Raw genomic sequence first — 13,941 nt, 5'->3', positions numbered from 1 at the left:
CCATGAACACAAATATTAGCGCTCGCCTTAAAGCCTTGGGTATCGATTTACCACCACCTGGTCCGCCAGCTGCTGCTTATGTGATGGCTGCAAGCGCTGGCAATATGGTTTTTCTCTCTGGCCATATTGCTAGGAGAGACGGTAAACCTTGGGCAGGCAAGCTTGGTCAAGGCATGGATACCGAGACCGGAAAAGCTGCTGCAAGAGCTATTGGCATTGATCTCATAGCCACATTACAAAATCATGTAGGCTCACTAGATAAAGTCAAGCGCATTGTCAAAGTGATGGGCTTGGTTAACTCTACCGATCAATATACCGATCAACATTTAGTGATCAATGGCTGCTCAGAATTACTAGTTGAGGTATTTGGTGATGCTGGTAAGCATGCACGGAGTGCATTCGGTGTAGCGCAGATTCCTCTGGGTGCTTGCGTTGAAATTGAATTAATTGCCGAGATTTAAAAGCGTTTTAAGCCAAATTGAGAGAGCTCAGACTCTGTGTCAACATCAGCGATATAAGCTTGATCATCGGTAGCAAAAATCTGCACTAGCTCTGGATGTTGATCCATAAAGGGTCTACAGACCATTTGAGGGATTGCCAAAATATCAGCGATGACCTTAGCTGAAAATACGACTGGGTTGCCCCGTTGCTTTCCCACCATTGGTAATAAAACCTCTTTTTGCTGATCACGCTGCTTAAATTGTTGCAGCAATACATTAATTTCGATAGAGCCCACTAGAGGTTGATCACACAAAGCAATCAACAAAACATCGTAAGCACTCTTTAAGGCCTCAAGGCCCAAACGGACTGAAGATGCTTGCCCTAGCTCTGGCTGTGGATTGCGAATATATTCAATTGGCAAGTCGAGATCTGCTTTGAGCTTGGCCAACTCAGACTCGATCACATCAGCATAAAAACCAGTGACCACCAAGAATTCGATTGGTGAAAATGCTTTAATCGAATGGCTGAAATGGCTTAATAAGCTTTGACCATCCTTATGCAATAAGGCTTTGGGCGTTGATCCCAAACGACTGCCCTCGCCCGCAGCCAGCAAAAGAACTGCTAAGCGAAGATTGGAGGAGCCTGATTGCTTACCTAAAGATGTCATTAGAGTGATAATAAATAGGAATCTAGAAAAATAAACAATAAAGATCAATCACAGCATGAATAGCACCGATTTAAGCGTCCTTCGCTCTGCCGTCAGTTGGCTTAAAGCCGGCCACTCCGTGGCTATAGCTACGGTTGTGCAAACTTGGGGGTCTTCCCCTCGGCCCATTGGCTCTTGGCTTGCTATTCGGGATGATGGTCAAGTAGCTGGTTCTGTTTCTGGTGGTTGCGTTGAAGACGACTTAATACGCCGCGTACAGACAGAAATTCTGACTAGAGCTACCCCTGAAATGGTGGTTTATGGTGTCAGCCAGCAAGAAGCAGCTCGTTTTGGACTGCCATGCGGTGGTACCTTAAGGCTGTTGGTTGAGCCAAAGCCTGAGCTGGCAGTGCTAGAGAAGTTACTTGCGCAAATTGCTTCCCATCAAATTACTCGGCGTACTGTGAATTTAAGTTCAGGGCAATCCACCTTAAGCGCTGGATCTCGCCAAGACCAATTTATATGCAATGAGCAAGAAATGCAAACTACTTACGGCCCCCGTTGGCGGATGGTCATCATTGGCGCTGGTCAACTATCCCTGTACACAGCAGACTTTGCGCTTGCATCGGACTTTGAAGTGATTGTGATTGATCCGCGTGAAGAATATACAGAAGGCTTAAATCGTGAGGATTTGATCTTCATCAAAGGCATGCCAGATGATGTCTTACTTGAAATTGGTGTAGACCAACACACTGCCGTTGTAGCGCTAACTCATGATCCTAAGTTAGATGATATGGCGCTGATGGAGGCTTTAAAGTCCCCCGCTTTTTATGTGGGCGCATTAGGCAGCAGAAAGAATACTCAAAAACGTAAAGAGCGCCTCTTAGAGTTCGATCTCAATCAAGAGCAAGTTGATCGACTTCATGGCCCAGTAGGCATGTATATCGGAGCGCTAACCCCACCAGAGATCGCAGTATCGATTCTGGCGGAGGTCATTGCTGTGAAATACGGCATCAGCATTCCAAAGAAGAACTAGTTTGCTTTAAGCTTGCCGTCTTTCAAGCGTGGCTCAACAAAGTGACCTTTGCGTGCACGATTACCAGCAAATGATTTGAGCGTCTTCGCATCCAGATTGAGCTCTGTTGGCTTACCAGCACGACCAGCGCCAGAATAAGATGCGCCATCTGGACCAACAGCAATTGCTGACGCTAAGAATTCTTTATCGTCTAAGCCCATCAAGATCACGCCTCTGCCTCCGGTTGGCAAGCGCTTCAGATCGCCTAATGGGAATACCAGTAATTTAGAAGCTTGTGACAAGCAGGCCACTTGTTTCATGCCCGCATGAACTTTGACCGCACCTAAGGGTGCATCACCAATGACTTTGGCATCAATGCTGACAAACGATTTACCTGCTTTGTTGCGTGTACTCATGTCCGCTACATTTGCTAGGAAGCCATAACCGGCTTTAGTGGAAAGTAGAACTAAATCATCTGGCTGGCCAGCGTAATACGCGACCATTTGTGAGCCAGGGGCCAAGTTCACAAAGCTGGTTAATGGCGAACCATCACCGCGTGCCCCCGGTAATTCACTGATGGGTACTGTGTAGACTCTGCCATCACTGCCAAAGCCTTGCATTACATCAACCGTACGAACCTCGAAGGTGTCATACATAGCATCGCCTGCTTTGAAGCTAAATTGGGTAGGATCATGTTCATGTCCTTGACGAACGCGCACCCAACCTTTTTGAGAAACAATCACCGTCACTGGTTCATCAATGACCTTAGTCTCCGCAATAGCACGTTTATCTTCTTGGATTAAGGTACGACGATCATCACCAAAATCTTTCAAGTCAGATTCAATTTCCTTGATGATGCGCTTACGCAGTACTGTATCGCTTTGTAACAAACCGTCTAAATCATCTCGCTCAGCTTTGAGCTCTTTAAGCTCCTGTTCAATCTTAATGCCCTCAAGACGTGCCAACTGGCGCAAACGAATATCTAAAATATCTTCAGCTTGACGATCAGATAATTTGAACTCTTTGATCAGGTCGGCCTTAGGCTCATCGCTATTGCGAATAATCTTAATGACCTTATCAATATTGAGAAGAACGGTTAATCGTCCTTCCAATATATGCATCCGATCTTTGACTTTGCCTAAGCGGTATTGTGTGCGGCGGGTTACGGTAGCAACCCTAAACTCAACCCATTCGGTCAGAATCTCTTTAAGACCCTTTTGGCGTGGACGTCCGTCATTCCCAATCATCACCAAGTTCATTGGCGCATTCGATTCGAGTGAAGTGTGCGCTAATAAAAGGTTGGCAAACTCATTTACATCGATATTTTTGCTCTTAGGCTCAAACACCAAACGCACTGCGGCATCTTTACTAGATTCATCGCGGACACCATCTAATACATTCAGAATGGTGGACTTCAGATTATTTTGCTCAGGAGTGAGCGTCTTTTTACCCACTCTCACTTTTGGATTGGTGATTTCGTCAATCTCTTGCAAGACGCGCTGAGAAGAAGTTGCTGGGGGCAATTCATTGACGACAATTTGCCATTGACCACGAGCTAATTCTTCAACAGACCAGCGCGCTCGCACCTTAATGCTGCCTCGGCCGGTTTCATAAATTTGGGCAATCTCCGCAGTAGAGGAAATGATTTGACCGCCGCCTGGGTAATCAGGGCCAGGCATGATTCCCAATAAATCAGCAGTTGATAGCTTGGGAGACTTCATCAAAGCAATGGCGGCGCTAGCAACTTCACGCAGATTATGGGAGGGAATCTCCGTTGCCATACCAACAGCAATACCAGATGCCCCATTTAAAAGAACAAATGGTAGACGTGCTGGCAATAACTTAGGTTCCTGAAATGAGCCGTCATAGTTAGCTGCGAAATCAACGGTGCCTTCGTCAATTTCACTTAATAACAAACCGGCAATCTTGGTTAAACGCGCTTCGGTGTAACGCATGGCAGCAGCACCATCACCATCGCGAGAACCAAAGTTACCTTGACCATCAATCAAGGGGTAACGCAATGAGAAGCTTTGTGCCAAGCGGACTAAAGCGTCGTAAGCAGATTGATCGCCATGGGGGTGGAACTTACCAAGCACATCACCCACAACCCGGGCGCTCTTTACTGGCTTAGCATCAGCACGCAGACCCATCTCACTCATGGAGAAAAGAATGCGGCGTTGAACTGGCTTCTGACCATCTGATACTTCAGGTAAAGCACGACCTTTAACTACGCTAATCGCGTAATCAAGATAAGCGCGCTCTGCATACACTGCTAAGGTCAAACTGTCCTTATTGTCTTCATTCAGATCCATGGTCTTTGGATCATGTGGATCATTCGGACCCCTTGGCCCCTTTGACCCTATAGCGATTTTTTGAGTTACCTTCGCTTTAGGAGCCTCTTCAACCTCAATTGGATCAGCAAATAAATCGGCTTGTTGTGCAGCCAGTTTTTTGCCTGGAGTTTTTTTCGTTGCCATTAGATATCTGCCTCGACTTCATTGCCGCGCTCTTCTAACCAATCACGTCTTGCACCAGATTCGGACTTACCCATCAACATATCCATGGTTTTAAAGGTTTCATCTTCGGTCCAAGAGCCTAAGGTCACTGGCAATAAGCGTCGTGTATCTGGGTTGAGAGTGGTATCCCATAATTGCTCCGCACTCATCTCTCCTAAGCCTTTAAAGCGCGAGATTTGCCAAGCAGATTCTTTAACACCATCTTTACGTAATTTATCTTCAATCGCTTGTAGTTCACTGGCATCGAGCGCATAAATTTTTTGTGCCGGTTTTTTACCGCGCGCCGGAGCATCAACCCTAAAGAGCGGTGGTCTAGAAATATACACATGCCCCAAATCAATCAGCTTCGGGAAATGCTTGTAGAACAGGGTTAACAGGAGTACCTGAATATGCGCTCCATCAACGTCCGCATCAGACAAAATGCAAACCTTACCGTAACGTAAGTTGGATAAATCAGGTTCGTCATTCAGGCCATGCGGATCTACCCCAATGGCTACCGCAATATCGTGGACTTCATTATTCGCAAATAAACGATCTCGCTCTGCTTCCCAAGTATTGAGAACCTTGCCGCGCAGAGGCAGGATGGCTTGATATTCTTTATTGCGCCCCATTTTTGCTGAGCCACCTGCTGAATCACCCTCAACTAGAAAGATTTCATTCATGGAGATGTCTTGACTCTCGCAGTCAGTGAGTTTTCCGGGTAGTACAGCAACACCAGAAGATTTTTTCTTCTCAACCTTTTGACCGGCCCTAGTTCTTGCTTGAGCTTGCTTAATCACCAAATCAGCCAGTTTGCGACCGTAATCGACGTGCTGGTTGAGCCAAAGTTCTAATGCAGACTTTGCATAGCCTGATACTAATCTGACTGCATCACGAGAATTTAAGCGCTCTTTAATTTGACCTTGAAATTGTGGATCCAATACTTTGGCAGATAAAATAAAAGAAGCGCGTGCAAATACGTCCTCGGGCATGAGCTTGACACCTTTGGGTTGCAAGGCATGCATTTCAATGAAGCCTTTGACGGCGTTGAAAAGGCCTTCACGCAAACCGCTCTCGTGCGTGCCACCAGCAGGTGTTGGAATCAGGTTCACATAGCTCTCACGCACAGGCGGGCCATCTTCAGTCCAGCTCACAACCCAGGCAGCACCCTCGCCTTCAGCAAAAGAATCATCTTCACCCGTACCAGTAGCGTATTGCTCTGCTTCAAATGGTGGAATCACTTCTGGGCCATGCCCAGCTTGGGCAATCGCTTCATTTAAGTAGCCGCGTAAGCCTTGTGCATATTGCCAAGTTTGGCTGTCGCCCGATTTTTCTTGAATGAGGGTCACTTTCACGCCAGGCAAGAGCACTGCCTTAGAGCGTAACAGGCGAATCAAGTCAGCCATCGGAATGGTTGAGCTATCAAAATACTTACCGTCAGGCCAAGCACGAACACGCGTGCCATGTGATTTATCTTGCTTAGATGATGGCTTTGTTTTGAGCTTCTCGATGACTCTGCCGTCTGCAAAGGTCAAAGTAGAAATCTGACCATCACGCCATACCGTTACTTCTAATCTTTTGGAAAGTGCGTTGGTGACAGAAACTCCAACACCATGCAAGCCTCCCGAGAATGCATAAGCACCTCCAGACCCTTTTTCAAATTTACCGCCAGCATGCAACTGGGTAAATACGATTTCGACTACAGGTAGTTTTTCAGTTGGGTGCATTCCCACTGGAATTCCTCGACCGTCATCTTCCACGCTCACACTGCCATCGGTATGCATGGTCACAATAATGTGCTTGCCAAAGCCGCCTAATGCTTCGTCCGAGGCGTTATCTAAGACCTCTTGAATCACATGCAAGGGATTGTCAGTTCGGGTGTACATCCCCGGGCGCTGGCGGACGGGTTCTAGCCCCTTTAGGACCTGAATCGACGATTCGCTGTATTCGGATGTTTTACGGGTAGCCATGCGCGCAAATTGTAGTCATGTCTGAGCTCAAAGCGGAACTTTTCAAGAATTCCCCTGCCATCCATGCCAAAATCAGGGCATGGGAGCCTTAAGTCATATTCGTGTTTTAGACCTTAGTCGGGTTCTGGCTGGCCCTTGGTGTGCCCAAAATCTGGCAGATCTCGGTGCCGACGTCATTAAAGTCGAACGGCCAGGCGCAGGTGATGATACCCGCCATTGGGGCCCTCCTTTTGCCAAAGATGCCAATGGCAAAGAAACTGAAGAGTCTGCCTACTTCATTTGCATCAACCGCAATAAACGCTCCATCACCATCGATATTGCTAAGCCTGAGGGTCAGGAGATCATTCGCAAGCTTGCAACAGAGTCAGATGTGGTGATTGAAAACTACAAGGTGGGTGATCTAGCTAAATATGGTCTTGATTATGAAAGCCTCAAAAAGGCGAAGCCCGATTTAGTGTATTGCTCCGTTACTGGCTTTGGTCAAACTGGTCCTTATGCACAACGCCCTGGTTACGATTTCATCATTCAAGGCATGGGTGGCTTTATGAGTGTGACCGGTGAAGCTGAAGATTTTGAAGGTGCCAGCCCTCAAAAATCTGGGGTTGCGATTGCCGATATTTTTACAGGCATGTATGCCTCTTCTGCAATTCTGGCAGCCATCATTCATCGTGATCGCACCGGTGAAGGTCAATATATTGATATGTCCTTGCTTGATACGCAGATTGCCGTGATGGCCAACATGTCGAGTGCCTATCTCACTTCTGGTGAAGTTCCTAAGCGCTGGGGCAATGCCTCCCAGATTATTGTTCCTTATCAAACTTTTCCCACTTCTGACGGCTGGATGATTGTCGCGGCTGGTAATGATGGTCAGTTCAGACACTTTGTCACCGTCGGTGGAGAAGCGCACTTGGCTGATAACCCACTCTATTTAAGCAATCCATTACGCGTTCAACATCGTAAGCAATTAGTTCCACTGCTAGAACAAATGACACGTAAGAAACCGAAGGGTGAATGGATTGCCTTATTAGAAAAAGCAAAGGTTCCTTGTGGTCCGATTAATAATCTGAAAGAAGTTTTTGAGAACGAACAGGTTATTGCTAGAAATGTTCTATTGAATGTGCCGCATCCTACTGTTGGCAATATGAAATTGGTTGCTAGCCCAATGAAGCTTTCTAAAACGCCTACTGAAGTTCGGATGGCGCCACCAACACTTGGCCAACATACCGAAGAAATCTTGCATGACCGCCTCAAGCTGAACGACCAGGCGATCCATGAGTTGCGCGAAAAAGGAATCATTTAAGCCATGATCGCTATCAAACCATCTTTGACTATGAAACAAGTCCTCATTTTTGGCGGCTTCATGGTCACTATGTCCATGGGTATTCGTCATGGCTTTGGCTTATTTAACCTTCCCATCACTTCTGCCAATGAGTGGGGTCGCGAAACCTTTGCCTTAACCATTGCCCTGCAGAATCTCACTTGGGGCGTGTTCCAGCCGATTACAGGCGCTCTGGCCGATCGTTATGGGGCATTTAAGATCATGGTGGCCGGCGGCCTTCTGTATGCCTTAGGTTTGGCTGGGATGGCAGTTTCTACCGATATCCTTAATTTCACAATTGCCGGTGGCTTACTGATTGGTCTAGCGCAAACGGCAACTACCTATAGCGTGGTCTATGGAATCTTAGGTCGAAATGTTCCAGCGGACAAACGGGTTTGGGCAATGGGTATTGCTGCAGCTGCAGGATCCTTTGGTCAGTTCCTCATGATTCCTGCTGAGCAAGGTTTGTTAAGTGCCTTTGGCGCTCAAGACGCGCTCTTATTGCTAGCGCTGATGGCCAGTCTCATGATTCCAACTGCCTATATGTTGCGGGAGAAAAATTTTGTTCAGAACAATAATCTGGGCGATCAAACGATTAAGCAGGCCTTAAAAGAAGCCATGAGCAATCCTAGTTTTCGTTTGCTTACTCTGGGCTATTTTGTCTGCGGCTTCCAAGTAGTCTTTATTGCAGTGCATCTTGCACCGTATCTAAAAGATCTCTCTTCAACCTATCCATCGGTTGCATCTCCTGCAGTAGCTACAACTGCTTTAGCCCTGATTGGTTTATTCAATGTATTTGGTACATTCGGTGCTGGCATCTTGGGTCAACGCTTTCCGAAGCGCTACTTACTCTCTGGTATTTACTTGACACGATCTGTCGCGATTATTGGTTTCTTGCTCCTACCCTTAAGCCCAACTACTACTTACATCTTCGCCGCGATTATGGGTCTCTTATGGCTATCTACCGTGCCACTGACAAATGCGATCGTTGCGCAGATCTTTGGGGTCAAATACCTCAGCATGCTCTCCGGTCTAGTATTCTTTTCTCATCAACTGGGTAGCTTCGGTGGCGCATTCTTGGGTGGGTACTTATTTGATCGTACTGGCTCTTATTTAATCGTATGGGAAATTGCTATTGCACTGGGTGTCTTTGCCTTCCTAGTAAATCTACCAGTTAAAGAGCGTGCAATCAGTAGAACAGTCAACGCATGAGCAACAAACTTTCTTTATGGCAATGGGTGTTTTATAGTTTCACCCTTTTCGTCTTACTGCTCATTTTTTCTGCCTACTTTGCGCCTGACATGATGGTTGCTATTACTACTCAAGTTTGGGCTTTGTGTGGCTGGTGATGGGTTTTAAACTGAGTACTTTCCATAACACAGATTGATATTGGATTCAAACTCGCCGTAGCACAATGGATAGTGCACATGCCTCCTAAGCGTGGGATACAGGTTCGATTCCTGTCGGCGGGACCACTAAATAATCAAAACTTATCCACAGGCAATGTGGATAAATCAGCAAAAGTTTTCCTAAGTCATAGATTTGTATAGAGTGATCTGACTTGCTTAAATTATTGGCAGATACTACTGGGTGTATTGTTGCATTTACATATGAAAATATGTTCGCCTGTTCTGGGAAGTTTTATGTTAAGAATCACTGCCGGATCGTCCAAAAACCCCAAAAATGGCAAGTTCCCTTAAACTTCAAACTATGACTAGCCTATCAACCAGCGCGCTCGCTGCCTTAGAAGAAATGCTTCAAAATACGGCACGGTCTGCTCCGGTTGACTTTATGCCAATTTATCTTTTTAGAGGCCTAGAAGGTGAACAAGTCATTGGGCACTTAAATCCAGAATTCATCCCCTACCTGCAAGACTCTCTTAAACAAGAATCTATTCCATTGGTCTCTATTAGGAATGATTGCTTAGCGATTCAATTTGCCCGCCCCAAAGAGTTGTCGGCTAGCCTTTCACAACTGGCAGACAAAATGCGTGCAGGTGGTTATGTTCCTGGTTGGCGTAATGAAGATTTTGCTTGGCTTGATCAAAACGGCCACCAGTACTTCCGCTTAGAGCGTGCCGCGTTTCGGACCTTTGGATTTCGGAGTATGGCAACCCACATTAATGGCTATACCAAATCTGGTTTGCTTTGGTTGGGTAGACGTAGTGAAACAAAGTCCACTGATCCAGGTAAGCTAGACAATCTGGCAGCTGGTGGTATTTCTGCTGATGAGACCCCTTGGGTTTGTGCGAAACGCGAACTTTGGGAAGAGGCGGGAGTGCCGCCACAAATTGCCGATGAAGTTGAGCCTGTTGGCCGTATCCATATGCGCCGCCCCATTCCTGGACGCGGCTTTCATGATGAGCAACTCTATATTTATGATTTAGAGCTACCTGATAACTTTGTTCCTACCAATCATGACGGTGAAGTCAGCGGTTTTATTGAGATTTCCTTGGCAGAAGCCGCTGCCCGTATCTTGGCAGACGAATTTACGAGCGATGCCGCATTTGTTACAGCAGACTACATTCTGCGCCGCAATAAATAGGTTTTTTAGGCCCTTAAGGGGGTCTTGATTGGGGTCATGAACCCAAACTCCATTTCGTGGTTAAATCATTGCTAAGGATGAAACAGGGGTGCCCTCTAGACAGTTCGTTAGAGGCGCTGAGAAAAACCCTAGAACCCGATCCAGGTAATGCTGGCGTGGGAAGTTACATCAGACCGACACCCGGTTTCGTCCATCTACAACAGTGAGGAGATGGACGTGAGTACAAATAAGCAAAAAACCAAACATGAAATTCCAAGCTTAAAGAGCTTAGAGCGCGACTTTGGTCAGAAGTTCGCCTACCCAGCATCAACGAAAACCTATCTACAAGGTTCACGTCCTGACGTTAAGGCGCCGATCCGTATGATCGAGCAACTAGCAACACAGGTTGGTGAGGAAATGATTCCGAATCCACCAGTCCCGGTATATGACACCTCAGGTCCTTATAGCGATCCTGAGATTGTGATAAATCTAGAAAAAGGTTTACCAAGATTGCGTGATGCTTGGATTGCTGAGCGCAATGATACGATTCAATTGGCAGGTCCCAGTTCTGAATATGGGGTTGCGCGCTCTCAGGATGAAGCCACTCAGAACTTACGCTTTTCACACATCAGCGCACCACGGGTTGCCAAGGCCGGTAGCAATGTCAGCCAAATGTATTACGCCCGCCAAGGAATTATCACTCCAGAGATGGAATACATTGCCCTGCGTGAATCAATGGGCTTAGAGCAACTGCGCAAAGACCCTGCCTATAAGCAACTCCTAAAGCAGCACCCTGGTAAGTCTTATGGAGCAAACCTGCCCGATATCGTTACCGGCGAATTTGTGCGCTCTGAAGTTGCCGCTGGCCGCGCAATTATTCCTGCAAACATTAATCATCCTGAATTAGAGCCAATGATTATTGGTCGTAACTTCCGTGTGAAGATAAACGGTAACCTCGGTAACTCTGCTGTGACCTCTTCCATTAATGAAGAAGTTGAAAAGATGGTGTGGTCAATTCGTTGGGGTGCAGATACCATCATGGATCTTTCTACTGGTAAACATATTCATGAAACCCGTGAATGGATTATTCGTAACTCTCCAGTACCGATTGGTACAGTTCCGATTTACCAAGCCCTTGATAAAACCGGTGGTGTTGCCGAAGATCTTACCTGGGAAATGTTCCGCGATACCCTAGTGGAGCAAGCAGAACAAGGTGTGGATTACTTCACCATCCATGCTGGTGTATTGCTGCGCTATGTTCCTTTAACTGCTGATCGCATTACTGGCATTGTGTCTCGTGGTGGCTCCATCATGGCCAAGTGGTGCTTGGCTCACCACAAAGAAAACTTCCTGTACACCCGGTTTGATGAAATCTGCGAGATCATGAAAGCCTATGACGTTTCATTTAGCTTAGGCGATGGCTTACGTCCAGGTTGTATCGCAGACTCCAATGATGCTGCCCAGTTTGGTGAACTACATACCTTAGGCGAGTTAACTGCTAAAGCTTGGAAGCATGATGTACAGGTCATGATTGAAGGCCCTGGTCACGTTCCAATGCAGCGTATTGAAGAGAATATGACTGAGGAATTGAAGCATTGCTTGGAAGCACCCTTCTATACCCTAGGACCATTGATCACGGATATTGCTCCTGGATACGATCACATCACCAGTGGCATTGGTGCAGCACAAATCGGCTGGTATGGCACTGCCATGCTCTGCTACGTCACCCCAAAAGAGCATTTAGGTCTACCTGATAAGGAAGACGTGCGCGAGGGCATCATTACCTACAAGATTGCTGCCCATGGCGCTGACTTAGCTAAAGGCTTACCAGGTGCCCAAGTTCGGGATAACGCCCTATCTAAGGCCCGTTTTGAGTTCCGCTGGGAAGATCAATTCAATCTCGGTTTGGATCCTGAGCGTGCTCGTGAATATCACGACGCTACCTTGCCTGCTGAAGGCGCCAAGATTGCGCACTTCTGTTCTATGTGTGGTCCAAAGTTCTGCTCGATGAAGATCACACAAGAAGTCCGTGACTATGCAGCAACACTGGATGCCGATGGCAATCCTAAGGTAAGCAAAGTCATTCCGATTACTGCGGAAGCATCGACCAATCCAGAAAAAGGGATGGAAGAAATGTCAGCAGAGTTTCGTAAGCGTGGCAGCGAGATTTATCAATAAACCATTCCACCTTTACTATGAATAGCACTTCCTTCTCGCATAGCAAGTACGCGATCGTCGGTGGCGGCCTGATGGGCCGTCTGCTGGCGGTAGCGCTTGCGCGGCGAGGTACGCAAGTAGATCTATTTGATAAAGGCAATTCCGATGGGAAAGGTTCTGCTGCGCGAATTGCAGCAGCGATGCTGGCACCACTCGCTGAGTCTGTCATCACAGAAGATTCAGTTGTGCGAATGGGCATTCATAGTCTGGCACGGTGGAAAGAGCTCATCAGTGAATTATCTGCGCCCGTATTTTTTCAACAAGATGGGACGTTGATTGTGTGGCATCGGCAAGATGCTAGCGATGCGCAGCGTTTTACTGCCCACTTAGAGCGTAACTGCCGTAACAATGCGTTGCTGCAATTGCCACAGAAGTTACATGCTGAGGCAGTTCGTGATTTAGAGCCAGGCCTTGCTGAGCGCTTTACCCAAGGATTGTTTTTGCCCAATGAGGGACAGCTCGACAATCGGCAATTATTAGATGCCCTGCTAGTGGAGTTAGATGCTCTGAAGGTTCATTGCCATTGGAATGCCGAAGTCCACCCGGAAGATGTCCGTAAAGATAATGCTTATCAGGCTGTGATTGACTGCCGCGGCACAGGCGCCAAGGATGCTTGGGATTCTCAAGAGAGCAATACTTTGCGCGGTGTACGTGGTGAAGTTGTGCGCTTATATGCCCCTGAAGTGAAGCTCAAGCACCCAACTCGCTTAATACATCCGCGCTACCCAATCTATATCGCGCCTAAGGAAAATGACATCTATGTAGTGGGCGCAACCGAAATTGAATCAGATGACTTATCTGAAATGAGCGTGCGCTCGGCTATGGAATTACTCAGCGCTGTATATACCGTGCATAGTGGATTTGCTGAGGCCCGCATTTTAGAAATGGCAACCCAATGTCGCCCAACTCTAAAAAACAATCTTCCAGAAATCAAAACACGTAAAGATAAAGGGCTTTCTGATCTGATGATGATCAATGGCTTGTATCGCCATGGCTTCATGATTGCTCCAGCGGTACTGGATTGCGCCTTGGAATTTCTCGCTTCTGGTGATAGCAATACGGCTTTGGAATTGGGTCTGAACATTAGCAAAGAAGCTAACAATCAAGAGGCTAGCTTATGCGCGTAATTGTGAATCAAGTCGAGTATGAGTTGCCTAGGCAAAGCATGATCTCAGATGTACTTTCTTTAATTGATGCAAGACCGCCCTATGCTGTAGCGGTTAATTTGAGCTTTGTACCGAAAACCCAGCATGATGAATTTCTGCTCAATGAGAATGATCAAGTAGAAGTCATCGCTCCGGTGACCGGCGGTTAGA

The 13,941-nt window shown here is 46.9% G+C and carries 12 protein-coding genes, 1 tRNA gene and 1 riboswitch; of the genes, 10 read left to right on the top strand and 3 right to left on the bottom strand.

Annotated features, from left to right (window positions below):
- Positions 1 to 2 precede the first annotated feature (2 nt).
- Positions 3 to 461: a RidA family protein gene (locus ICN29_RS00875; protein WP_216128807.1), complete on the top strand. Its 459-nt coding sequence runs from the start codon at positions 3 to 5 to the stop codon at positions 459 to 461.
- On the opposite strand, the gene ICN29_RS00870 is transcribed toward ICN29_RS00875, so the two are convergent.
- Positions 458 to 1,108, bottom strand: coding sequence for a nucleotidyltransferase family protein (locus ICN29_RS00870; RefSeq protein ID WP_216128805.1), 651 nt, complete (start codon positions 1,106 to 1,108; stop codon positions 458 to 460). The genes ICN29_RS00875 and ICN29_RS00870 overlap by 4 nt on opposite strands.
- Before the next feature lie 55 nt (positions 1,109 to 1,163).
- On the opposite strand from ICN29_RS00870, the gene ICN29_RS00865 reads away from it, so the two are divergent.
- A complete protein-coding gene (locus ICN29_RS00865; RefSeq protein ID WP_216128803.1) occupies positions 1,164 to 2,123 on the top strand; it encodes an XdhC family protein in 960 nt (319 codons plus the stop codon).
- Here the strand turns inward: ICN29_RS00865 and parC are convergent.
- On the bottom strand, positions 2,120 to 4,414 hold the full coding sequence (gene parC / locus ICN29_RS00860) for a DNA topoisomerase IV subunit A (protein ID WP_216131851.1): 2,295 nt from the start codon (positions 4,412 to 4,414) through the stop codon (positions 2,120 to 2,122). The genes ICN29_RS00865 and parC overlap by 4 nt on opposite strands.
- Before the next feature lie 164 nt (positions 4,415 to 4,578).
- Complete coding sequence (locus ICN29_RS00855) at positions 4,579 to 6,567, bottom strand: DNA topoisomerase IV subunit B (protein WP_216128801.1); 1,989 nt, start codon at positions 6,565 to 6,567, stop codon at positions 4,579 to 4,581.
- A gap of 79 nt (positions 6,568 to 6,646) precedes the next feature.
- Between ICN29_RS00855 and ICN29_RS00850 the strand changes: the two genes are divergently transcribed.
- From ICN29_RS00850 to thiS, 8 genes are all read left to right on the top strand, one after another.
- Positions 6,647 to 7,867: a CaiB/BaiF CoA transferase family protein gene (locus ICN29_RS00850; protein WP_216128799.1), complete on the top strand. Its 1,221-nt coding sequence runs from the start codon at positions 6,647 to 6,649 to the stop codon at positions 7,865 to 7,867.
- A 3-nt stretch (positions 7,868 to 7,870) separates the two neighbouring features.
- Positions 7,871 to 9,097 carry an MFS transporter gene (locus ICN29_RS00845; protein ID WP_216128797.1) on the top strand — a complete coding sequence of 409 codons (1,227 nt, stop codon included), beginning with the start codon at positions 7,871 to 7,873 and terminating at the stop codon, positions 9,095 to 9,097.
- The gene (locus ICN29_RS00840; protein ID WP_216128795.1) at positions 9,094 to 9,234 is read left to right on the top strand and encodes a hypothetical protein; all 141 of its coding nucleotides are present in this window, start codon (positions 9,094 to 9,096) and stop codon (positions 9,232 to 9,234) included. The genes ICN29_RS00845 and ICN29_RS00840 overlap by 4 nt, the downstream gene beginning before the upstream one ends.
- 51 nt (positions 9,235 to 9,285) lie before the next feature.
- Positions 9,286 to 9,360, top strand: a tRNA-Arg gene (locus tag ICN29_RS00835).
- A gap of 235 nt (positions 9,361 to 9,595) precedes the next feature.
- Positions 9,596 to 10,429: an NUDIX hydrolase gene (locus ICN29_RS00830; protein ID WP_216128793.1), complete on the top strand. Its 834-nt coding sequence runs from the start codon at positions 9,596 to 9,598 to the stop codon at positions 10,427 to 10,429.
- A 74-nt stretch (positions 10,430 to 10,503) separates the two neighbouring features.
- Positions 10,504 to 10,608, top strand: a riboswitch (TPP riboswitch).
- Between the two features lie 70 nt (positions 10,609 to 10,678).
- Positions 10,679 to 12,586 carry a phosphomethylpyrimidine synthase ThiC gene (gene thiC / locus ICN29_RS00825; RefSeq protein ID WP_216131849.1) on the top strand — a complete coding sequence of 636 codons (1,908 nt, stop codon included), beginning with the start codon at positions 10,679 to 10,681 and terminating at the stop codon, positions 12,584 to 12,586.
- A gap of 17 nt (positions 12,587 to 12,603) precedes the next feature.
- Positions 12,604 to 13,752, top strand: a complete 1,149-nt coding sequence (locus ICN29_RS00820; RefSeq protein ID WP_216128791.1) for an FAD-dependent oxidoreductase — start codon at positions 12,604 to 12,606, stop codon at positions 13,750 to 13,752.
- Positions 13,743 to 13,940, top strand: coding sequence for a sulfur carrier protein ThiS (thiS, locus tag ICN29_RS00815; protein WP_216128790.1), 198 nt, complete (start codon positions 13,743 to 13,745; stop codon positions 13,938 to 13,940). Before ICN29_RS00820 ends, thiS begins: the two co-directional genes overlap by 10 nt.
- Position 13,941 lies beyond the last annotated feature (1 nt).

It is taken from the genome of Polynucleobacter nymphae, assembly GCF_018882155.1.
In the GTDB taxonomy this organism is placed as follows: domain Bacteria; phylum Pseudomonadota; class Gammaproteobacteria; order Burkholderiales; family Burkholderiaceae; genus Polynucleobacter; species Polynucleobacter nymphae.
This window is presented reverse-complemented; position numbering and strand designations above follow the sequence as displayed.